This window comes from Halobacillus sp. ABR2_026 (assembly GCF_056158545.1).
The window spans coordinates 3502876-3524117 of record NZ_JBSWTM010000001.1; the positions used below are offsets into that span (position 1 = coordinate 3502876).

A 21242-nucleotide genomic window follows, 5' to 3' on the forward strand; every position below is an offset into this window, starting at 1 on the left:
GTTATCTATCAACATTCAAATGTGTTATATTAATGGAGGATGTTTTATAAGTACAATACTTCAATGTAAAAGGAGCGATCGATCCCATGCCAGAAGCAGTAGTTACCATGGACGGCTGGTATTGTCTGCATGATTTTCGTTCTGTCGACTGGACAGCATGGAAGTATGCATCAGCTGAAGACCGTGAAGAAGCGATCAGTGAATTCAAAGAACTGATCGGTCAATGGGAAGAAACCGAAAGCAGCAAAGAAGGCAGTCATGCTTTATATACAATTGTAGGGCAAAAAGCAGATCTTTTAATGATGATCCTGCGTCCGACAATGGAAGAGCTGAACGAAATTGAGACAGCATTCAACAAATCCAAGCTGGCAGAATTCACGAAGCCAGAGTATTCGTATGTTTCCGTTGTAGAGCTTTCCAATTACATGGGGAATGCGAACGAGGAAGATCCTGAAATCCAGGCTCGCCTTCGCCCTACCCTTCCGAAATGGAATCATATTTGCTTTTATCCGATGGACAAGCGCCGTCAAGGCAATGATAACTGGTATGTTCTCGAGAAAGATGAGCGCGCGAAACTTATGTATGCTCACGGAATGACCGGCCGCCAATACGCTGGGAAAATCCGCCAAATCATTACTGGTTCCATCGGTTTAGATGACTGGGAATGGGGCGTTACTTTATTTGCTCATGATATCCTGAACTTCAAAAAACTCGTCTATGAAATGCGCTTTGATGAAGTGACTTCCCGTTACGGCGATTTTGGATCTTTCTATATCGGAAATATCCTCCAACCAGACGCAGTTGAACAATTTTTACAAGTATAAGAAAAAAGCTGCCAGCTCATCTGGCAGCTTTTTTACATCCCCTAATATCTAGATTCGAGCTGTTCTTTAGGGGCTGCAGGAAAAGGTTTGCTTGCCACGGGGCGGGCGATGAGCCTCCTCAGGCTCCGCCTTCCGGGGTCACACCTGTCCCGCAAGTCCCCTAGGAGTCTCACCGTTTCCCTCCACCCCTTTACCATGTAAGTGTCTCGAAACCCCTTCATGAATCATCAGCTATTCTATTTAATGAGATGATAAGGATCCTATTCCAAGACGAGGTACTTGAACACGGAAAGCTTGATACATAGCGTTTCTTGCCTACAACAATTGCTATAGAGGAAGGCCATCCAACGTTGGTAAAGGGGTTCGTTTACCCCCTCTTGGAATGGGGGGATTGGAAAGCTGGGAGACTCCCGGGGAAGAAAGGAGGTCTGCGAGATCCCGCAGGGCGTAGCCCGAGGAAGCTCGGCACTCCCCCACAGGAAAGCGAGTAGCTTCCCAGCCACCCCTGGCACTCAACACGATAACGACCCCAATCCTTCCCTATTGTTTAAGACTAACAAAAGGACCATCCCTGCGCGGGAGGTCTTTTTTTGTTGTCCATCGGAAATTATTTTTAATCATATCTCCATAGGCGTCCAACATATAGTGATAAAGAACATGCAATCATGCCTTTTTTAAAGTGAGGTGACCGCATGGCTGTTATTGCCTTCAATGAAGCCGATGTCAAGTTGTTAGCGAGACTCATGAGAGCAGAGGCTGAAGGAGAAGGAAAACTAGGCATGCTTATGGTCGGTAATACCGGAGTCAATCGTGTGCGAGGGAATTGCATCGATTTCACGGATATCGATTCGATTCGCAAAATGGTGTACCAAAGCCCCGGTGGCTTTGAAGCCACCCAAAAGGGATACTTTTACCAGCGTGCACGTGAAAAAGACAAACGGCTTGCAAGAAGGACAATCAACGGTGAGCGGTTCCACCCTGCCAGTAATTCACTTTGGTTTTTCAAACCTTCTGGAGACTGTCCAGCTCAGTGGTTCGGCCAATGGAATACGGGCAGGTACAAATCTCACTGCTTCTATTCTCCGACTCGGTCTGACTGTCCTAGTGTTTATTAATTCCAATAAGGAGTGATTGAATTGGCACAAAAGAAACCGCAAATGGGCGGGCAGGGTCAGGGGCAAGGACAGGGACAGCCGATGTATGGCGGTCAATCCTCTCCCTATTACGGTCAAAACCCTTATATGCAATACTACCCGATGCCCAATCAGGGAATGCAAGGGCAGCAAGGGGGAATGCAGGTTCCTCAAATGCCCCAGGGGCAATATAAAGGAGGAGTCAATCCGCCAAATATGCTCCCGTCGGAAGAATCCTATATTGAGAATATCCTGCGCCTGAATGCAGGCAAACCCGCCACGGTGTATATGACTTTTGAAAATAACGACCAGTGGAATGCGAAAGTGTTTAAAGGAATCATTGAGGCTGCGGGAAGAGATCACATCATCCTCAGTGACCCTCAAACAGGCAAACGTTATTTGCTCCTGATGGTCTACCTTGATTACATTACATTCGATGAAGAAATCAACTACAACTACCCCTATGGCTCCGGCCAGGGGATGGCCAACTATCAACCTCGGTAAGGATGCAAAAAACTCGCTATTTCGGTAGCGAGTTTTTCATTTCCATATTCACGATTACTGGCGATAAGCCAAAAGAAAAGGGTGGAAAGATGCGACCTCCATATGAGAGTTACCACAGAGCCCAGTTAGGGACCCTACTGTTAGCCGTTATTCTTGCTGTCGTCGGCCTGTTCCAACTCGAGCATCAATGGATTATCCTGCTCATGTTTTACGTACTTGCCGCAAGCTTTGCCTTGGAAGCGATGATCGAAATGAAACGTCAGCAGAAAGTTAATGCCATCATCCAGCTGATGAGGGCCGTTATCGTTCTGTTTTTCACAACGATCCTTTATTTCTAAGTTTAAATATATTTAATGACTGCATAACCAAGCAAAATCCAGCCGATCAAAAATGACAGTCCACCGAGCGGCGTGATCATAGCAAATGTTTTAATCCCCGTAGGCGCATATATATAAAGGCTTCCGGAAAAAAGCAGGATACCGATCAAGAAAAACCATCCCGCCCCTGTCATCATGCCGGTCTGGGTTTTGCTCATTAATAATGCAGTGACAAACAAAGCCATGGTGTGGAACATTTGATAATCGACCGCTTTGCCCCATTGCTCAAGGCCTTTTTCGGAAACTTTCCCTTCGAGACCATGAGCGCCGAATGCACCTAAAGCAACAGATAGGAATCCATTGATGACAGCTAATATTAGAAACAATTTCATTATTTATCCCCCTTAAAAATCAAAGATTGAAGGTCCGTTGGCCTCATCATGGTCAACTTTCGTTTCTTTATCTTTTGATGGGACAGGCTGTGATTGTTCAGCACCCATCATTTTTCGGATTTCTTCAACAGTAGGTTCCTGTACCCCAGAAGGTTGATCTTGTGTAGTTGATTCTTCTTCCAAAAGCAGGTCCGCGAGCAGCTTCACTGAACGTACATGTTCACGTACCTTTTGTTCATCTCCATGTTGAAGCATCGCTTCCTGGATTTCACTGGACATCTTTTTCAAGACCGTTCGATTGGTGATCGCCATAGATGGTTTACTCCTTTTCCATAAAAAGATGGTACTCTGTCGTAGTTTAACACGTTCCCCTCATCCGTGTCCTTTCCTTCCCGTCAGTTTCATAAAATGTTTAAGATTGTTAGTCTTAAGCATCTTGAGGGGAGTCTTTAAAACAAGGGATTGATTTTAAGAGCCTTCCACTTCGCGAGTGTTCAAATGCAAAATAATAAGGACCCTGCATGCTGCAGGGTCCTCCTCTTGTTCTTATAGCGAAATAACGCCGATTTGATTGAGGAAAATTAAGACGATCATAACAGGTGCCACGAATTTAACGATCATAAACCAGATGTTTCCGATTGCATCGTTCTTCATATCCGTAGATTCCAGCGCTTCGGATTTTTTGAAGTACCAGCCGACGAGGAGTGCCATTGAGAGACCTCCAAGTGGAAGCAGAATATTAGATGCGATGTAGTCCATCGAATCGAGGATATTCAAATCTCCAATCGGCGTGATTCCTGACCATAACCCAAAGACGAGGGAAACACCGATTCCCAATACGAACATGATGGACCCAACAAGCACACTTGTTGCAAACCGAGTCCAGCCGAAGGCTCTCATGAAATAGGCCGTCGGCACTTCCAAGATCGATACCGAAGATGACAAGGAAGCCAAAATCAACGCAAAGAAGAAGACAAGACCAATCATTCCTCCAAACGGCATTTGTTCAAAAATGCTTGGAAGTGTAATGAAAACAAGCGGCGGTCCTGAACTTGGATCAATGCCAAAGGCAAAGACGGCAGGGAATATGACCACGCCTGAAATAACGGCGAAGAAAGTATCCATAATACCAATACCAAGTGTGGCACTCGGCAGCTTGTTTTCTTTTCTCAAATAACTGCCATAGGTAAGCATAGCTCCCATTCCAAGACTCAGGGAGAAAAAGGCTTGACCTAAAGCTGCTATATAGATCGATGGTTGACTGAAAGCTGTCCAGTCCGGACGGAATAAGAATTTCAACCCTTCAGAAGCACCATCTAATGAGAGACTGAAGAAAGCAAGTCCAATTAAAATGATCGCCAATAAAGGCATGAATATTTTATTCGCAGCTTCAATCCCTCTCTTCACTCCGCTCAATACGATGACAATCGTCAAAACCATAAATAATGCCGTCCAGGCAATCGGATGCCAGGAATGGCTGATAAATTGGCCAAATGCTCCTTCATAACCGACATCAGGCGATGTAAAAAATGATCCATTCAAATAATTCCAGAAATAAAAGATCGCCCAGCCAGCTACAACAGCATAAAATCCTAAAATTAGAAAAGCACTCGCGATACCAAAGAATCCTGTCAAAAACCACGGAGTCTTAGGAGCCAGTTTCTGAAAAGAACCGACAACATCGCTTGCGGCCTTCCGTCCAATGCTTACTTCCGATAATAACAGCGGGACCCCGATCAATAGGACGAATAATAAATACAAGATCAAAAAGGCGCCTCCGCCATTATTACCCGCAACAAAGGAGAACCTCCATATATTCCCGAGTCCGACAGCTGATCCCATCGCAGCCAGCATGAAGCCCAGCTTCGTCCCCCATTGTTCTCTTGCCATACCTACTCCACTCCTCTCACTCATTCAACTTCTCAGCCGTTCTTTTTGTTTTCGGCTTACTGAAATATTCATCAGCATACCACAGAATGAGCGAGTGTAAATACATATTCTGAAATTTCATTTAATTTACAGTCGATAATCGATCATGGATGAGGTTTCAGCTGGATTTTTCTTCTTTTTCTGATTTTTTTCAGCAAATTGCAAGCATTCTGTACCGGTTGATTTCAAAACATAGGCCGATGGGATTTCTTTCGATTTAAATCCATAGGCCGCACAAGCTCGAGGAAATGCAGGGTTCCACGTGGTACGGAAATGCTTGCAGCGGAAGCAGTTGACCTTCTTCATGTCGACCCTCTTTTCTTCCGAATGATATGGTAGAATCATAGCACAGGACACGACCGATCTCTAGGAGGTTTGAATGGTATGGAAGCATGGTTCAGTGAACAAATCGACCAGACGTTCATTACATTCGGGACGAGCCATCAATGGATGCTCCTCATCTACACGACTATTTCTCTAACGATTTTGTTCTTTCATCACCCTTTGAAGCATTCTACGTTCTTTCATAAAATGGTCCGTATCGGACTTTTCACACTTTTGATCCTCTCTGAAGTCAGCTATCAAATATGGACCTATATGCACGGTCTGTGGATGGAGGGGTCCCATCTCCCGCTCCATTTATGTGGCATTGCTTCTCTCACAGCTGCATCAGCCCTCCTCACAAATCATCCGAAACTCATAAAGATCACTTTTTTCATAGGTATTCTCCCTGCAGCTATCGCCTTGGTTACTCCTGACCTCCCTCATGGATACGAGCACTTCCGCTTTTGGAAATTCTTTCTCCACCATATGGCTATCTCATGGGCGGGACTTTTCTTAATCGTAACGTCCAACCTGCACATTAAGTGGTTCGATTTAGTAGAAACCTTCCTTTACTTAATGGGCTACAGTGTGTTGATCTACTTGTTCAATACCTACTTCCAGACCAATTATTTGTACTTGAATGGTCCTCCTGTGGCTGGTACTCCACTGGATTGGATGGGAGAAGGCGTTACCTACTACATCAGCCTTATCCTGGCAGCGTTTTTCGTTTTTTCCCTCATGTACCTCCTATACAAGGTCATTAAAAAACGCAGCAGTTAGAACTATGGGCCAGGTACTTGAGTGTCAAAAAAAAGCGTAAACGATAAGTCTGAGCATCACACGGATAACATCGACGAAGGAACAGTATGGATTGAAGTTTCATGCTTTTCTATGAATAGTGCTCTTACCAGGATTTGCTCCGTCAGAAACATGACCGGATGGCTCCAATGACAAAGTACAAAAAAAGCTCCTGACAGCATCAGGAGCGGAAACATTTATGAACGACCATGAAAGTTTTCAAGTCGCTCGATTCTGGCTTCTAATTGTTCGTACTCTGCTTTTGAAACAAATCCTAACTCAGACATTTGATCCTGAAATTTTGCTTTCGCCTGCTCATTCCATTCTTTATCTTTGTTCTGCCCTTTCGAAATCCAATGAGTCATCCAATTGTTCACCATGTTTTTAGCTTGAGAGGGGCTGATTTCTCCTCGCTTCACCATATCATTGACCATTTTTTCAAATCGTTCTTTTCCACTAATGGCGGCACCTAACCCAAGGTGAAACCCTTTTTTCAATAAATCACTCATCCTTCATTCCTCCTCGTATGATGAATTCGTTTAATCATCCTCAGGTGATTCACAGAAGTTACAAGAAAACCAAGGACACCGATTCCTAACAGAGTCCCCCCCATCCATAAGCTCGGAAGCACGGGGATAATAATTGTATAATAAAGGGCTGCAGCGCCTGCCCCTAAAGTGATCAGGGATAGGATTGTATAGAACAGATAATATTGATGAAACAGATGATTTTTTTGATGATAGCTCTTCCATTCCCTCTCTTTATCTCCATCCTCCAGGTATTCAATCAATGCTCTCGGAAGAGATAACAATGGACGCGCTGTTTCTTTCGCTATTTCTTTATACAGCGAGTAACTGGAATCTTCTCCTGACATCCACTCTTTGATTACCGGCCTTCCCCATTGAATCAAATCGATTTGAGGATAAACGCTTGTAAGCACTCCGACAATAATGGAGGTCGCACGTCCTAAAAAGGCGTAATCAGCAGGGAGTTGAATGGGTTGTTCTTTGACAAACTCCTGTAAATCGCCCAGCATATCATTCATCATATGCGCATCCAACTTGTCAAAGTTCCCATCCAAATACATGTCGGTCGTTTGTTTCAACAGTTTTTTCACCTTTTCCGTATCTGCATTGGGGAGAAGAAAGTCCATTTCCTGCAAGGACTCGATGACACGATCATAATCGTCCAAAATGAAGCCCTGAATCATTTTGCGGATGGAATTTGCATCCTCATTCCGTATTTCTCCGACCATTCCGAAATCGATTACAACAACTGTTCCATCTTCTTTCAGCATCAAGTTTCCCGGGTGAGGATCAGAATGAAACATCCCGGCATATAAAAATTGCTCCACGCACAAATCGAACAATGTACGTGCAATCGCTTCTCTGTCGATGCCATTGTGCTTAATGTATGAGAGATCGGTTATTTTCGCTCCTTCAATCCATTCCATGACGAGTACGCGCTTCGTGGATAAATCGGAATAATATTCAGGAATGTAGACATTCTCAAACTCTGAAACCCTCTACTTAAAGTGGTTGCCGTTTTCCAGCTCCATCGTAAAGTCCAGTTCATTGCTAATCACACGTACAACTTCGCGATATAAAGCAGGAAGGTCCGCTTTCTTTCCATATACCGTAAGTTTATCAAGCATCCAGAATACAATCTTCAATGCTTTGAAATCCATACGAAACGTATCTCTTACCCGGTATCTCTGGACTTTGACCGCAACTGGTGTCCCATCTTTCAAGTAAGCTTTATAAACTTCCCCAATTGAAGCTGAAGCAATAGAGTCTTCATCTATATGTGATAGATATTGATCGAGCGGAGCATTCCAGTCTTTTTCGATTGTCTCTCTGGAATAATGGAAAGGGATGGGTTCCACCCGATCCACAAGCCCTTCCAACTCTTTAATGAAGGATTGGGGAAGCAAGTCTCCCCTTGAGCTTAGGAACTGCCCGAATTTTATCAGGAGTCCTCCTAATAAAACGGCTTTGCTCCGATATTCCTCCGCCTGTCTGGCCAACATCTCCTCCCACTTACGTTTGGTATCCTCATCCCAAATCCGGTGTCTTTTTTCAAACCAGAAGATTTGGATGAGGAATTTCAAAGCCATCCAAACGATGATGGATATTCTGTATATGGATAAGTATTTCAACCGATGTCCCATTGTCTTCCCCCTTCACACGTCTGTCCTTCATTCTTCCCTTCCCCGATTCTCATCAATCATAACTTTTGATGTTAGAAGGAGTGAATAATGAAAGAAGAGGATGTCCCCTCATTCACAAACGGATAAAAGTTGCGCTTGCATTCAATCTTGTGTGAAAATTTAGGATAGAAAGGAGTGATCCGATGCATATTCGTGAATTAGAAGTGAGAGAGTTACATACCGTAGCGGAATGGCTTTGCAAAGTTAATGAAAAAGACCATCATTTCGTTGCCTGGATGGCCTCCGAACAAAATGAGATTTTCGAACAAATTTGGACATTAACGCAATTTAAAGAACCTCTCGCCTATGTAGCATGGGAAGGAGATGAAATGATTGGCTTCCTCGGCCTTCTACCCTTTTTCGAACAAAAGCTCTGCCGGTTGCTGGGGCCCTTTGCCATCAAGGATCATGAAGAAGTCATCGAGCGTTTATGGGATAAGGCCTCATTAACCGCGCAGCTGCATTTCGATGCTGTGAAAGTCGCCTGTTTTGCTGCCAATCAAGCGCTTGTTTCATTTTCAGAAAGACATGGGTTTGAATTGTATAATATTGAAAGAACCTTAGCCGTCCAAAAATCGACTTACCAAGCGGCTGATGTGAAAAATCATTCGATTGTGCGGCTCAGTGAGGAAGATTATAAAGCACTTGATGACATTCACCCTGCCGCTGCTTACTATACAACGCGGGAAATGCTGCATCTGGCCACAAATGGAAACCATTTTTTATGGGGATATCATCAGAATGGAGCGTTAAGGGGATACATTTATTTTGAAACCATCATCCCGGATCATGAAGGGGAAATCTGCTTTGTAAACGTAGCAGCGGACTACCGTAACAGCGGAATTGGTACAGAATTGATCCACCATGCTCTGCAATATGCCTTCTTTGCTCTTGAATTAGAAGTAGTCACCATCTCTGTACGTATAGAAAATCAACAAGCGGAAGACTTGTACAAACATTTCGGCTTTCAGGAGATCCATACCATCCATGCCTATCAAAAAGAAATGAAGCCAATGGAGCCTATCTCCACAACGATCCATTAAATGAAGGAGAGATTGAATGGAATCATTTATCCGTGAAACTTTACAGAAGATCGGGGAAACATCACCGCTCCGCATCATTCAACCTGTAAGCGGTGGTGATATCAATGAATCGTTTTATGCAGACACAGACAATCGACCTTACTTCATTAAAATCAATCAACACGTAGCGCCACACTTTTTCCAGGCGGAAGCTGAGGGGTTACAGCGCATCAAAGAAACCGGCACGGTCCGGGTTCCGGAAGTGTATCATTATGACAGCCCTGAAAAAGGGGAAAAAGCTACCCTCGTTATGGAATGGATCGAGCAAGGGAATCTGAAGCAGTCTCTTGGCAAACGCCTCGCTCTTATGCATCAAACGACAGAAAGTAAATTTGGGTTCGGGACTCCTACGTTTGTTGGTGAATTGGATCAGCCTAATAATTGGTGCGAAACGTGGACGGATTATTACAGCCAGTATCGCCTGGGAAGTCAGCTTTCCATAGGAATGACTAGGGGCACGATGAAAGGCAAACGAAAAGAGCGGCTGGAAAAACTCATCGAACGGCTTCATGACTTCCTTCCAGCCCATCCAAAAGCCTCTCTTCTGCATGGAGATTTATGGGGTGGGAATTGGATCGCAGATAAAGCAGGCGAACCTGTTCTGATCGATCCATCTGTTCTATATGGAGATCATGCCTTTGAACTCGCCTTCACTGAACTTTTCGGAGGATTCCCTGCGGATTTCATGAAAGAATATCAGTCTCAATTCGAACTTCCTGTCGACTATCAGGATACAAAACCTCTCTATCAGCTTTTTTATCTGCTCGTCCACCTTAACCTGTTCGGTGAAATGTATGGATCACAGGTCGACCGAATTTTAAAAACGTACGTTGGTTAAGGTCAAGAGTAAGCCCTCCCTTTTCCTGAATCTGATATTTCTACAAGTTCAAGAGGATAAGGTTGAAAGTACGTCTGTCCTTCGAGATACCCACTTTGGAAACGGGCGACCCAGCAATTCAACACACTGATTACCGCACTCAAAGGTACTTTCTCTTCCTTGTATTGTTCCACCAAACGTTGAAAGCTTGCTTTCTCTTCCTGGGACAATTCCTTCTTGAAATATCCTGCAATATGCTGACATACGTTCACATGGGCCTTGGGCTTTGCCGGGCTTTCCAGAAGTTTATGGAGGAGAGGTTCATAAGCAGCCACCACCTCTTTGTACTCTAAATGATCGTGGTTGGCTAATACCCTCCCCATTTGCTTCAATGTACCGGGGTGATAGGACATGAAAAGGTACTTGTTACGGGCGTGGAATTTCTGTAAACGTTTGACCTCCCGTGTTTGCTTCACATCGCGAAAGTCTGCTAATGTAAATAACTTCGTCAGGAAATGGTGTCTTAAGGTGAAATTCTTCATTCTTCCCTCTTCTTCAATAGCCAGTCCTCCATGACGATGAAGAATTTCTTTTGCAAAGAACCCGGTGGTCTTGCCTACCACCTGGGAATTGCCTTCCCTGTGATAAACTTTCACATCTTGCATGCCGCATGTGGGCGAACGGTTTTTCAAAAGAAAGCCATCGACATCATCCTTCAACCAGTCGAGGAAACCTTCGGAGAATTGCTTCATTGTCCGGGTAAGGTTCTCCCCTGTTTTTGGCTGTACAAGCTGTTCTTCTTCCCCTTCAATAATACGAATAACATCTCGCGGTACGCCAAGCCCGATTTCCACTTCCGGGCAGACGGGTATGAATTCTACATGATTCACCATACGTTGAACCGCTTTGTCAGGAATAACAGCTCCATTGAACCGCACTTCTGCAAACTCTAAACAACGACTGACGACGACCTTTGGTACAGGGAATTCCCGCATGTCCTTCACCCCTTTCCTACAAATACAAGTATTAGCCAAGGTTCCTCATTTTTAACAGGCGTAAACACGAGCTGCACATTATCTACAAATTTCCTATTGGTTTTTGACGGAAAAAGTAATAGAATAAATAGTGTTGCATAATTATTCTTCCGTATTTATAAATAAAACAGACGACGTCAGGAGAGATTTTGGATGAGAGCGAAAGACTTCAATACATCTTCCCATTTAAAGTTCATCATTCCATCCTTGATCGGAATATTCCTATTCATGTTTCCGATCTTCGGTGAGGACGGGGCCGTTACGATCCCCATCGCTATTTTAGCCGGCTGGGTGGAAACATGGCTTGCCGACTATTTATCCATGATCATGATGATTATCATCACGATCACAGCTATTGGGACACTCATAGCTAAAGCTGCTGGAAAAGAAGCTTTGAAAGGTTCACCTTTTTTCCAGTCTCTATTTAATGTCCCACCCGTATGGGTAGTTACCCGCCTTTTAGGTATGATTTTTGCCATCATGGTCTATTTCCAAATCGGACCGGAAGCAATCATCAGCGCAAACACAGGAGGTCTCCTCCTGGATTCACTCCTTCATGTTCTTTTTGCCGTATTTCTCTTTGCCGGGCTGTTTCTGCCCTTGCTTTTGAATTACGGGCTTCTTGAACTTTTTGGAGTCATCCTAACAAAAATCATGCGTCCCCTTTTCCGACTGCCGGGACGTTCGTCCATCGATTCCTTAGCCTCATGGCTGGGAGATGGAACCATCGGTGTCCTGCTTACAAGTAAACAGTATGAAGAAGGATATTATACGAAACGGGAAGCTGCTGTCATTGGGACAACCTTTTCCGTTGTTTCGATCACATTCAGCCTGGTCGTGATTCAGGAAGTTGGTCTCGGCGATATGTTCGGCCAGTTTTACTTGACCGTAGCTATCGCAGGCTTCATCGCTGCGTTGATTATGCCGAGAATCCCGCCTCTTTCCCGCAAAGCGGACACGTATGTGACAGAGGAGCCAAGCGACCAAAAAGAAGATGTTCCGGATCACCACAATATCTTCACTTATGGATATACGAAGGCTGTGGAACAAGGCAGCAAAGCTAGTGGCGTTTCAAGCTTCCTCCAGCAGGGTGCGAAGAATATTCTTGATATGTGGATGGGAGTGGCTCCCATTGTTATGGCACTCGGTACAATTGCTCTTGTGATTGCCGAATTCACACCATTTTTCACATGGATCGGTATGCCTTTCATACCACTGCTTGAACTGATGCAGGTTCCATATGCACAGGAAGCATCGGAAACGATTCTTGTTGGTTTCGCCGACATGTTCCTGCCTGCGATTATCGGTTCGTCGATTGAAAGTGAAATGACGCGTTTTATTATCGCGTCTTTATCGGTCACTCAGTTGATTTATATGTCCGAAGTTGGTGGATTGCTGCTCGGATCGAAAGTTCCTGTCAACATGAAAGACTTGTTCATTATTTTCCTTCTGAGAACGATCATTACACTGCCGATCATCACTTTGATCGCGCATCTATTGTTTTAATGAAGAGCACTTCCTCCGTAGAGGGAGTGCTTTTTGTTTTTGCCAGATGTAAGCCTTTCTTGCCCATTATCAAACCCTGAAAGGAGGAGGTCATCATTCATAGATCCGATATAGTTCATCATACAAAAAACCGCTAAGCTTTGGATGGCTTAGCGGTTTTTTAGAAGTTGGAGCATTTTTTGGGCAGTTGTTAGGCTGGATTGGGGATTTTGTCCGGTTACAAATGGTTCGTCAGTGATAACGTGATCGGAATAGGCTTCCCCAGCTATGAATTCAGCTCCGGCTTCTTTTAATTTATCCTCAAGCATGAAGGGGACCACAGAGTCAAGGTTTGTCTCGATTTCTTCTTCATTGGTGAATCCAGTTATTTTCTTCCCTTCTACAAGGGGCTGGCCATTGTGATCTTCCATTCCTAATAACCCGGCAGGTCCATGGCAAACCGCTCCAATCACTTTCCCTTCGGTTAAGAAGTGACGCAGCAGCTCTTCGAGGTCTTCATTTTCAGGAAAGTCGACCATCGTGCCGTGGCCTCCACACAAAAAAATACCGGAAAATTCTGTAGGGTCGACTTCTTTTAAAGGAATCGTTTGATCTATCGGCAGCATAACCCCGTCCCATACCTTCGGAAGTTCGTTACTGTAACTATTCGGATCGATCGGAGGACGCCCCCCTCCAGGACTAGCAGCTACTATTTCATAACCCGCTTCTTTAAATTCAGTGGCGGGCTCAACGAATTCCTGCAGCCAAAGTCCTGTTTCATGGGTGCGATCCAATCGATCAGCGTTCGTTACAATCATCAATATTTTTTGATCCATGAATAGTAACCTCCTTGTCTATTTCCCCCCTATTGTTTACTAGCGGTGCCGATTCAATCCCACCCTTTTTTCATCCACACCTGCTTTAACACCGTCTTGAAACCCTCTTGGTGTAATGCCTGGTACGCCGCGCTCTTTTGTGGAATGTTAAAAGCGGTGATCACAGAGAAAGAGAACTCGTTGCAGAGAGCGGTTAAACATTCTTTTCCTTTGTTTTCTGTTTGCATTTGAAACAGGAGAATGTCTCCTTTTTGATTACGGGAGACCAGCAATCCACCGATTATCGTCTGTCCCTCTAACACGCTATAATACGTTCCTTGATCAACAGCGAAGGGCTGGTTCTGCCATGGATACTTTTCTCTCCGGGCGCCCTCGTTCCACACTTGCTCGTCCACCGGTTCTAACCGAAACCGGCTCAGACCGGCCGACTTACCTCCGGCAGCTTTCATAATATGCAAATGATCGATCACTACATATCCATACGATTCATACAAAGCAATCGCGGATCGATTGTCAGCAATGGCTTCCAACCGAGCTTCCTCCACCTCTTCTTTTTCGTACATAGCTAAAGAGGAGTGGACCAATAATCGTCCTACTCCTCTTTTTCGATAGGAAGGATGCACAGCCGTGCCTCCGTTGTATGCGGTTTTCACACCATCAATTTCCTGAATGCCATTCAAAATAATTCCGACAGGGCGATGGTCTTCGAAAGCCATAAATGAAAGAGACGGGGGCAAACGTTTAGAAACCATCATCTTCATAAAGCTATCCCATTCCATTTGGATGTTTACGGGATAATCTTGAAAGCTTGCATTCCAACAGGAAAGAGCATCTTCATACGAGCAATCCTTCAGCGATACGATTCTCATTGGATGATTCCTCCTTCTCCCCATCCTATTCGGTTTGAAGGAGGAAATCCCTGCTTAGGATTGTAAAGAAGAGTCTTTCTGATTATTTTGGGACCACCATCTCTTCAGAAGCTGGATGCGCCCTTCAATGAATGGCTGCGTAAGCGTTCGTATGATACGGCTCGACAGCACGTATACGATGGCACCAGCCACGATGGCAAGACCGAGCAGATCGAACACGTGATCCACTTTAAACCAGTCCGCCTGGCGGAAAAATTGGATGAAGAATCCGTGAAGCAGATAAACATAAAGGGTTCTTCCACCAAGATAGGTCAAACGGTACTCGGTATTTGGAATCCATGCAAATACACTAATCGTCATGAGAGCAGCCAGTACATAAACCCCTAGTCGGAAGACACCTCCCATTTCAGGGCTTCCCAGAACCTCATAGGATTTAGAACCAAGCAGCCACCCGGAACTGAATTCCGGGAACAAAGCAATCAGTGAAGCTACAACCGCCATGACTACAAGACTCGCTTCTTTCACGCGGCGTGATCTCCATTTGTGGACATGTTCTTTCGTCAACCAATAACCGGCCAGGAAGAATGGGAAGAAAACAAATGTCCGTGACAAACTGAAGTGGTGACCGATATCACTGAAATAACCGACCAGCACTCCGATTTGTACGGCGATGGCCACTCCAAGGAACGGTGGTATCTTTTTGAACCAATAGAGCAGAATATGCCAGCAGAACAGACTGAATAGGAACCAAAGAGACCAGTGAGGATAGAAGATCCCACTCAAGGTCGCCCCTTTTCCTATGAAAAAGTAATAGCCTGTATACACGAGTTGGAAAATAAGATAGGGCAGAATTAGCTTCTTAGCCAGTTGTAAAATATAATCTTTCTCTCCCGAACCTTTTGCAAAAAAGCCGGCAAGAAAGATAAAGGCAGGCATGTGGAATGTATAAATCCAAGTATATAATGTGTACATCGGCCTTGATCCATCCGTGAACGGCTGGATGATATGACCAAAGACGACAAGAAAGATTAGTACGAGTTTGGCATTATCAAAAAAGGCATCACGTTTCATGTTGTCTCACCCTTCATTATCGATTAGTCCTCTATCTCTTATTTACCACATTTGTTAGCTTTTTAAGACGTTTTTATTCATTTTTAAACCATCTGTAAACCGATTGTTATCTTTTGTTATGTATATTTCTAAAGGCTCTGTTAAAGTTTAGTGTTGATAGTACTGCAAAAAAGGAACTTCCATTTTTATATTTGGCTTATTCAACGAAAGCTCCCTTTTCTTGAAGACTCAGCTTCGAGATGTTTGTGTGATTCTAGGGGCTCCGGGAAAAGGTTCGCTTTCCATGGGGCGGGCGGTGAGCCTCCTCAGGCTACGCCTTCCGGGGTCTCACCTGTCCCACACGTCCCATAGGAGTCTCACCGTTTCCCTCCGCCCCCTTTCCCTTATAAGTGTCTCGAAGCCACTTTAAAAAGGGTGAGCTTGAATGGTTGAGGTTCGAACATCTTTATGGATTCGTAAGTTTCCCATTCTTCTCCCCTAGACGGGCAGATCATACGTAGTATCAAGCATTTGCGTATGCTAAACGTTCATGGGGTAGAGATGATATCATTCCCTTCTCTTACCCATACAAGCTGATTTTTCAAGTAGTGGTTTCGAGACACTTATATGGCAAAGGGCGAAGGGGAATGGCGAGACTCCTGCGGGAAGAGAGTGCTTGGTGAGACCCCGCAGGACGTAGTCCGAGGAGGCTCACCGCGCTCCCGCGGAAAGCGAGTCATTCCCCACAGCCCCTATCCACAACACAGAAGTCTCGAAATCAAGTCTTCAACAATCCTGCCCTATAGCGAAAAACTCCGTTTTGAAATAATAATCCAACAAGAATCAATGGTTGGATCGTGAAAGGAGATCATCTAAAGGTTTTGACACTTGGAAATAAATTCGCTTTTACCATCCTATCATTCATTGTCCCTGCGATCCGTTGATGCAAATATCAACACTGAACTTTAACAGTGCCTTTCTAAAAAAGAGGCACCCCGTATGGATGCCTCTACATGAATTATTCAAATCGGATAGCCCATGACCCTTTTCGGAAAATCGGCTCAAAATTTCCTTCTTTGGTTTCCCCGTCAATATCCAATTCTGACGACCCCATCATAAAGTCTTCATGGATAAGACTGTCGTTCACCCCGTGAGAATCCATTTGTTCCTTATTGAAAGATGATCCCCCGCGAATATTGGTAGGATAGGCTTTACCGAGAGCAAGGTGACAGGAAGCATTTTCATCATACAGGGTGTTGTAGAAAATGTGCCCTGACTTTGAAATCGGTGATTCGTTCGGAACGAGGGCTACTTCTCCCAGGCGTTTAGCTCCGTCATCACTCTCAAGCAGGTGCTTCAACGTTTCTTCGCCCGATTCTGCTTGATAGTCGACCACTTTCCCATTTTCAAAAGTGAGGGTGAAATTCTCGATAAGATTGCCTCCATAATTGAGTGGTTTCGTACTCGTCACCTGGCCCTGAACGCCGGTTTTATGAGGCATAGTGAATACTTCTTCTGTCGGGATGTTCGGATTAAACTCCACACCTTTTTCAGAAGTCGTCGACCCGCCGTGCCATACATGGTTGTGGACAAGTTCGATGGATAGCTCTGTACCAGGTGCTTTATAATGAAGTTTCTTATATTGCTTCTGATTCAGAAATTCACGAGCTTTGCGAAGTTTTTCGTTGTGTTCTTCCCAGGCTTGAATCGGATCATCCTGATCAATCCGGGTGATATGGAAAATCTGCTCCCACATTTTGGCTTGCGCACGTTCTTTGGAATCATCCGGAAATACTTTTTGTGCCCAGGCTTCCTGAGGGTAGGCAATGATTGACCAGGTGACTTTATCATTCATGATAAAGTCTCTATACTTCGTCAAGGCTTCCCCACTTGCTTTGTTCGCTTTGGCAATACGCTCTGAGTCAACACCCTTGAATAAATCAGGATTCGGCCCGTAAATGGACAAAAGGGCATAGTCATCTTTCACCATTTCCTCCAAACCCTCTGCTTTCCACTTCGGAAAATTCTCGAGCACTTCCATAGGAGCATTTTTCATTTTCATAAAACTGAGAACCTCATCGCTCCATTCAAGATGGACATTCTTCGCCCCTCTCCCATACGCTTTCGCAGATATTGTCCGCACAAGTTCCGCTGCTTCAATAGGGGCATTGATGATCAATCCTTGTCCCCTCTGTAAGTTCACCCCTTTTTTCAGTGCTAGATCGGCATACTTCTCTAATTGCTTTTGATGTTTATTCAATGTATATCCCTCCACCTAATCTGTAAGTTTGTGATTGCATCTATTATGCACGATCATTCCTTGTTATCTTTAAACATTTCAATGGCTCGTTCCCTCATCGTTTTATGATCGACCATCGGTTCTGGGTAATCCTCTCCAATGATACAGCTCGCCTTTTTCTGCTCTGCTTCTGTCATATTGGAAGGGGCGTGAATGTGCTTTTTCTCTACATTCTCCAACTCAGGAAGCCATTCTTTTATAAATCGTCCATGAGGGTCGAACCGTTCCGACTGCCGTGTTGGATTGAAGACACGAAAATATGGGACCGGGTCAGTGCCTGTAGAAGCCGCCCACTGCCATCCGCCAATATTGGAAGCTGGATCATAATCGACCAGACGTTCGGAAAAATACCGTTCTCCTCTCCGCCAGTCCATTAATAAATCCTTCGTTAAAAAAGAAGCTACAGCCATCCGAAGGCGGTTATGCATCCATCCTGTTTCATTCAGCTGACGCATGGCAGCATCGATGAGCGGAAATCCTGTTTGACCTTCTTTCCATTTCTGAAAAACATCTTCATCGTCATTCCACGGAAGTCCCCTGTATTTCTCGACCATTTCTTTATCATCGGATTCCGGGTAATTGTGGTAAATCATATTATAAAAATCCCGCCATGCTAGTTCGGAAATGTAAGTATCCACCCCGGACGTATTTTTTCTAAAATCCACGTCCTCCTCAATCTTATGATAAACCGTTCGGATCGAAATCGCTCCCGTACGGAGGAACCGGGACATAAGGCTCGTCCCATCGACCGCTGGAAAATCCCTGCGCTCATCATAATCATAAATGTCCTCATCAAGGAAATGCTCCAGCCGAGTAAGAGCATCTTCTTCTCCGATACCATCATAATTCCCTGCCGTTTTCCCTATCAAAGCATCATAGGCTTCCTGCCCATCCAGGAAAGACTTGCGCTCATCCAGCGAGACACGTGATAATTTATCAAGATCCACCCGTTGAACCGCAGGCTTTTGAAGCTTCTTCCACATCTTAAGGTATGGAGAAAATACTTTATAAAAGCCACTGTCCTTCTTTTCCACTTCACCAGCCCCGTGAAGATGATGATCGATATAAGAAAAGACTTCTATGTCCTGACCTTTTAAATAATCAGTGACGGACTCATCCCGCACCTTCCCAAACCCGACCTCATCTCTATTGAAATACACAGACTCGACCCCAACTTCATCAATCAAATGTTGAAAGGCTTCCTCCGTGTCTCCATGTATAAAATGCAAAGGAGCCTCCGTTTCCTCCGCCCGCTTCACGAGACTTTCCAAGGTTTGAAAAAAGTAATCATGCCTGGGTGTAAAGGATTCATTCAATGATGGGTGTATATGAAAAAACAGCACGATGCCGTCATCCTCTTTTGTATGTTCCAGCGCCTTTGCCAAGGCGGTGTGATCATTGAACCTTAAATCTCTCCTGAACCATACTGCTCTCCTTGTCATCGTTCCCCCTCCTTCACTCCTTATCCTTCCTTTTTCCTTGTGGACATAAACTAAAGAACCGGCATTTATCCACAAGTGGACAGCTAACATCTGCTCTTTCTCGGATCGCTTTCGCGCAACTCGAGGCCCCTTTTGCGCGAGCCAAGCAGAGACCCCTCTCATGTCAGATGGTTTTCCGCTAAAAAGAGCTGACCATGGCTATGGTCAGCTCGATATCATTTATTCGAAGTTTTTCAGGAGAGTAGCCATTTCGATCGCTGCTGTTGCGGCTTCCCAGCCTTTGTTTCCTGCTTTCGTTCCTGCACGTTCGATGGCCTGCTCAATGGTGTCGGTGGTGATGACTCCAAAGATGACTGGAATTCCACTTTGTTGAGCGGCTTGAGAAACTCCTTTTGCTGCTTCGCTGCATACATAGTCAAAATGCGGGGTGGATCCTCGTATGACTGCTCCGAGGGTAACGACTGCATCGTACTTCCCGGAGTTTGCCATTTTACTTGCAACTAATGGAATTTCAAAAGCTCCTGGTACGTGCGCGACTTCAACGTCATTCAATTCTACTCCGTGACGCTTGAATGCATCCACAGCTCCCTCATACAATTTGCCTGTAATAAAATCATTGAAACGTCCGACGACGATGCCTACTTTCAATCCAGTACCTACGAGATTTCCTTCGATTGTTTTAACCATATGTTCCTCATCCCTTCTAATAGTGAAATAGGTGTCCCATTTTTGATTGTTTTGTTCTTAAATATTTTTCATTTTCTACTCTGGATTCCATTTGGATCGGTACACGCTCGACAACTTCGAGACCGAAGCCCCCTAACCCGGATATTTTCTTAGGGTTGTTCGTAAGCAGACGCAGTTTCGTGATTCCGAGATCTTTCAAGATTTGTGCACCTACGCCGTAATCTCTAAGATCAGGACCGAACCCTAATTTTTCGTTAGCTTCGACTGTATCCAGACCTTCTTCCTGGAGCTTATAAGCCTGCAGTTTATTCATTAAACCAATGCCCCGGCCTTCCTGACGCATGTATAACAGGACGCCGCTGCCATTTTCGGAAATCTGTCTGAGAGCGTTGTGAAGCTGCGGTCCGCAGTCACAGCGATAGGAGCCGAATACATCTCCTGTCAGACACTCAGAATGAACTCGGACCAGCGTAGGCTCATCCGGATTGATTTCTCCTTTAACAAGGGCGACATGATCTTTAAAGTCTATATCATTGGAAAAACCGACGGCGTGGAAGTCGCCGTATTCTGTCGGCATTTGCACTTCAACTTCACGAGTGACGTGGTTTTCTTTTTTATGACGATACTGAATGAGGTCTGCGATCGTGATCATTGGTAGATCGAATTCATCCGCCATCTTTCTTAAATCCGGTACGCGTGCCATTGTTCCATCGTCTTTGATGATTTCACAAATGACTCCAGCAGGGCGCGCTCCGGAAAGTACGGCGAGATCTACAGCGGCTTCCGTATGACCGGTCCGTCTTAGAACACCGCCTTCCTTCGCAATGAGAGGGAAGATATGTCCAGGCTTCTGGAAATCTGCAGCTGTCGTTTCAGGATTCAACATTTCCTTTATGGTCAATGCCCGTTCATCAGCAGATATGCCTGTAGTTGTATCTTTATGATCGATACTTACAGTAAAAGCCGTCTGGTTGGGATCTGAATTATTATCCACCATCGGCACGAGCTCTAAATCCTCGGCAAGCTCATTAGTGACCGGGGCACAGACAAGCCCGCGGCCGTGCTTGATCATGAAATTGATCATTTCGGCTGAGGCATATTCAGCAATCCCGATCAGATCCCCTTCATTCTCCCGATCTTCATCGTCACAAACGATGACGAGTTTTCCTTGTTTTAATTCTTCTATCGCTTTTTCCACTGAATCAAACATT

The 21242-nt window shown here is 44.8% G+C and carries 21 protein-coding genes and 1 pseudogene; 8 read left to right on the plus strand and 14 right to left on the minus strand.

The window, feature by feature from the left end:
• The first annotated feature begins 86 nt into the window (after nucleotides 1–86).
• From hemQ to ACXADE_RS17885, 4 genes are all read left to right on the plus strand, one after another.
• Complete coding sequence (gene hemQ, locus ACXADE_RS17870) at nucleotides 87–824, plus strand: hydrogen peroxide-dependent heme synthase (protein ID WP_474981772.1); 738 nt, start codon at nucleotides 87–89, stop codon at nucleotides 822–824.
• A gap of 692 nt (nucleotides 825–1516) precedes the next feature.
• Nucleotides 1517–1939, plus strand: coding sequence for a cell wall hydrolase (locus tag ACXADE_RS17875; RefSeq protein WP_474981773.1), 423 nt, complete (start codon nucleotides 1517–1519; stop codon nucleotides 1937–1939).
• Nucleotides 1940–1981: 42 nt separating this feature from the next.
• On the plus strand, nucleotides 1982–2461 hold the full coding sequence (gerQ, locus tag ACXADE_RS17880; RefSeq protein ID WP_474982266.1) for a spore coat protein GerQ: 480 nt from the start codon (nucleotides 1982–1984) through the stop codon (nucleotides 2459–2461).
• Between the two features lie 89 nt (nucleotides 2462–2550).
• Nucleotides 2551–2799, plus strand: coding sequence for a hypothetical protein (locus ACXADE_RS17885; RefSeq protein WP_474981774.1), 249 nt, complete (start codon nucleotides 2551–2553; stop codon nucleotides 2797–2799).
• Between the two features lie 2 nt (nucleotides 2800–2801).
• Here the strand turns inward: ACXADE_RS17885 and ACXADE_RS17890 are convergent, their stop codons facing one another.
• From ACXADE_RS17890 to ACXADE_RS17905, 4 genes are all read right to left on the minus strand, one after another.
• Nucleotides 2802–3170 (minus strand): DUF423 domain-containing protein, encoded by a 369-nt coding sequence (locus ACXADE_RS17890; RefSeq protein WP_474981775.1) that lies wholly within the window; start codon nucleotides 3168–3170, stop codon nucleotides 2802–2804.
• A gap of 12 nt (nucleotides 3171–3182) precedes the next feature.
• The gene (locus ACXADE_RS17895) at nucleotides 3183–3482 is read right to left on the minus strand and encodes a YwdI family protein (protein WP_474981776.1); all 300 of its coding nucleotides are present in this window, start codon (nucleotides 3480–3482) and stop codon (nucleotides 3183–3185) included.
• Between the two features lie 234 nt (nucleotides 3483–3716).
• Nucleotides 3717–5060: a sodium-dependent transporter gene (locus tag ACXADE_RS17900; RefSeq protein ID WP_474981777.1), complete on the minus strand. Its 1344-nt coding sequence runs from the start codon at nucleotides 5058–5060 to the stop codon at nucleotides 3717–3719.
• Between the two features lie 126 nt (nucleotides 5061–5186).
• A complete protein-coding gene (locus ACXADE_RS17905; protein ID WP_474981778.1) occupies nucleotides 5187–5405 on the minus strand; it encodes a uracil-DNA glycosylase in 219 nt (72 codons plus the stop codon).
• Between the two features lie 78 nt (nucleotides 5406–5483).
• Here ACXADE_RS17905 and ACXADE_RS17910 point away from each other — a divergent pair, with 78 nt between their 5' ends.
• The gene (locus ACXADE_RS17910; protein WP_474981779.1) at nucleotides 5484–6203 is read left to right on the plus strand and encodes a YwaF family protein; all 720 of its coding nucleotides are present in this window, start codon (nucleotides 5484–5486) and stop codon (nucleotides 6201–6203) included.
• A gap of 215 nt (nucleotides 6204–6418) precedes the next feature.
• Here ACXADE_RS17910 and ACXADE_RS17915 read toward each other — a convergent pair whose 3' ends face one another.
• Both ACXADE_RS17915 and ACXADE_RS17920 read right to left on the minus strand, forming a co-directional pair.
• Nucleotides 6419–6730 carry a phasin family protein gene (locus ACXADE_RS17915; protein WP_474981780.1) on the minus strand — a complete coding sequence of 104 codons (312 nt, stop codon included), beginning with the start codon at nucleotides 6728–6730 and terminating at the stop codon, nucleotides 6419–6421.
• Nucleotides 6727–8391, minus strand: a pseudogene (locus ACXADE_RS17920) (ABC1 kinase family protein). Before ACXADE_RS17920 ends, ACXADE_RS17915 begins: the two are co-directional and overlap by 4 nt.
• A gap of 182 nt (nucleotides 8392–8573) precedes the next feature.
• Here ACXADE_RS17920 and ACXADE_RS17925 point away from each other — a divergent pair.
• Together ACXADE_RS17925 and ACXADE_RS17930 are read left to right on the plus strand one after the other, a co-directional pair.
• Nucleotides 8574–9473, plus strand: a complete 900-nt coding sequence (locus tag ACXADE_RS17925) for a GNAT family N-acetyltransferase (protein WP_474981781.1) — start codon at nucleotides 8574–8576, stop codon at nucleotides 9471–9473.
• 16 nt (nucleotides 9474–9489) lie between these two features.
• A complete protein-coding gene (locus tag ACXADE_RS17930; RefSeq protein ID WP_474981782.1) occupies nucleotides 9490–10350 on the plus strand; it encodes a fructosamine kinase family protein in 861 nt (286 codons plus the stop codon).
• Nucleotides 10351–10352: 2 nt separating this feature from the next.
• On the opposite strand, the gene ACXADE_RS17935 is transcribed toward ACXADE_RS17930, so the two are convergent.
• Nucleotides 10353–11324 (minus strand): YbgA family protein, encoded by a 972-nt coding sequence (locus ACXADE_RS17935; RefSeq protein ID WP_474981783.1) that lies wholly within the window; start codon nucleotides 11322–11324, stop codon nucleotides 10353–10355.
• Nucleotides 11325–11516: 192 nt separating this feature from the next.
• Between ACXADE_RS17935 and ACXADE_RS17940 the strand changes: the two genes are divergently transcribed.
• Nucleotides 11517–12869: a YjiH family protein gene (locus ACXADE_RS17940; protein WP_474981784.1), complete on the plus strand. Its 1353-nt coding sequence runs from the start codon at nucleotides 11517–11519 to the stop codon at nucleotides 12867–12869.
• 149 nt (nucleotides 12870–13018) lie between these two features.
• Here ACXADE_RS17940 and ACXADE_RS17945 read toward each other — a convergent pair whose 3' ends face one another.
• The 7 genes from ACXADE_RS17945 to ACXADE_RS17975 form a co-directional block, all read right to left on the minus strand.
• The gene (locus ACXADE_RS17945) at nucleotides 13019–13684 is read right to left on the minus strand and encodes a type 1 glutamine amidotransferase domain-containing protein (RefSeq protein ID WP_474981785.1); all 666 of its coding nucleotides are present in this window, start codon (nucleotides 13682–13684) and stop codon (nucleotides 13019–13021) included.
• 53 nt (nucleotides 13685–13737) lie between these two features.
• Nucleotides 13738–14553 (minus strand): GNAT family N-acetyltransferase, encoded by an 816-nt coding sequence (locus tag ACXADE_RS17950; protein ID WP_474981786.1) that lies wholly within the window; start codon nucleotides 14551–14553, stop codon nucleotides 13738–13740.
• Between the two features lie 54 nt (nucleotides 14554–14607).
• A complete protein-coding gene (locus tag ACXADE_RS17955; protein WP_474981787.1) occupies nucleotides 14608–15624 on the minus strand; it encodes an acyltransferase family protein in 1017 nt (338 codons plus the stop codon).
• Between the two features lie 997 nt (nucleotides 15625–16621).
• Nucleotides 16622–17863 (minus strand): aminopeptidase, encoded by a 1242-nt coding sequence (locus ACXADE_RS17960; RefSeq protein ID WP_474981788.1) that lies wholly within the window; start codon nucleotides 17861–17863, stop codon nucleotides 16622–16624.
• 53 nt (nucleotides 17864–17916) lie between these two features.
• A complete protein-coding gene (locus ACXADE_RS17965; RefSeq protein WP_474981789.1) occupies nucleotides 17917–19344 on the minus strand; it encodes a cryptochrome/photolyase family protein in 1428 nt (475 codons plus the stop codon).
• 219 nt (nucleotides 19345–19563) lie between these two features.
• Nucleotides 19564–20031, minus strand: coding sequence for a 6,7-dimethyl-8-ribityllumazine synthase (gene ribH, locus ACXADE_RS17970; RefSeq protein ID WP_474981790.1), 468 nt, complete (start codon nucleotides 20029–20031; stop codon nucleotides 19564–19566).
• Nucleotides 20032–20047: 16 nt separating this feature from the next.
• On the minus strand, nucleotides 20048–21241 hold the full coding sequence (locus ACXADE_RS17975; RefSeq protein ID WP_474981791.1) for a bifunctional 3,4-dihydroxy-2-butanone-4-phosphate synthase/GTP cyclohydrolase II: 1194 nt from the start codon (nucleotides 21239–21241) through the stop codon (nucleotides 20048–20050).
• Between the last annotated feature and the right edge of the window lies 1 nt (nucleotide 21242).

Bases quoted from the DNA above. Each gene is read 5' to 3' on its own strand.
- hemQ (WP_474981772.1), top strand. From the start codon at position 87: ATGCCAGAAGCAGTAGTTACCATGGACGGCTGGTATTGTCTGCATGAT.
- ACXADE_RS17875 (WP_474981773.1), top strand. From the start codon at position 1,517: ATGGCTGTTATTGCCTTCAATGAAGCCGATGTCAAGTTGTTAGCGAGA.
- gerQ (WP_474982266.1), top strand. From the start codon at position 1,982: ATGGGCGGGCAGGGTCAGGGGCAAGGACAGGGACAGCCGATGTATGGC.
- ACXADE_RS17885 (WP_474981774.1), top strand. From the start codon at position 2,551: ATGCGACCTCCATATGAGAGTTACCACAGAGCCCAGTTAGGGACCCTA.
- ACXADE_RS17890 (WP_474981775.1), bottom strand. From the start codon at position 3,170: ATGAAATTGTTTCTAATATTAGCTGTCATCAATGGATTCCTATCTGTT.
- ACXADE_RS17895 (WP_474981776.1), bottom strand. From the start codon at position 3,482: ATGGCGATCACCAATCGAACGGTCTTGAAAAAGATGTCCAGTGAAATC.
- ACXADE_RS17900 (WP_474981777.1), bottom strand. From the start codon at position 5,060: ATGGCAAGAGAACAATGGGGGACGAAGCTGGGCTTCATGCTGGCTGCG.
- ACXADE_RS17905 (WP_474981778.1), bottom strand. From the start codon at position 5,405: ATGAAGAAGGTCAACTGCTTCCGCTGCAAGCATTTCCGTACCACGTGG.
- ACXADE_RS17910 (WP_474981779.1), top strand. From the start codon at position 5,484: ATGGAAGCATGGTTCAGTGAACAAATCGACCAGACGTTCATTACATTC.
- ACXADE_RS17915 (WP_474981780.1), bottom strand. From the start codon at position 6,730: ATGAGTGATTTATTGAAAAAAGGGTTTCACCTTGGGTTAGGTGCCGCC.
- ACXADE_RS17925 (WP_474981781.1), top strand. From the start codon at position 8,574: ATGCATATTCGTGAATTAGAAGTGAGAGAGTTACATACCGTAGCGGAA.
- ACXADE_RS17930 (WP_474981782.1), top strand. From the start codon at position 9,490: ATGGAATCATTTATCCGTGAAACTTTACAGAAGATCGGGGAAACATCA.
- ACXADE_RS17935 (WP_474981783.1), bottom strand. From the start codon at position 11,324: ATGCGGGAATTCCCTGTACCAAAGGTCGTCGTCAGTCGTTGTTTAGAG.
- ACXADE_RS17940 (WP_474981784.1), top strand. From the start codon at position 11,517: ATGAGAGCGAAAGACTTCAATACATCTTCCCATTTAAAGTTCATCATT.
- ACXADE_RS17945 (WP_474981785.1), bottom strand. From the start codon at position 13,684: ATGGATCAAAAAATATTGATGATTGTAACGAACGCTGATCGATTGGAT.
- ACXADE_RS17950 (WP_474981786.1), bottom strand. From the start codon at position 14,553: ATGAGAATCGTATCGCTGAAGGATTGCTCGTATGAAGATGCTCTTTCC.
- ACXADE_RS17955 (WP_474981787.1), bottom strand. From the start codon at position 15,624: ATGAAACGTGATGCCTTTTTTGATAATGCCAAACTCGTACTAATCTTT.
- ACXADE_RS17965 (WP_474981789.1), bottom strand. From the start codon at position 19,344: ATGACAAGGAGAGCAGTATGGTTCAGGAGAGATTTAAGGTTCAATGAT.
- ribH (WP_474981790.1), bottom strand. From the start codon at position 20,031: ATGGTTAAAACAATCGAAGGAAATCTCGTAGGTACTGGATTGAAAGTA.
- ACXADE_RS17975 (WP_474981791.1), bottom strand. From the start codon at position 21,241: ATGTTTGATTCAGTGGAAAAAGCGATAGAAGAATTAAAACAAGGAAAA.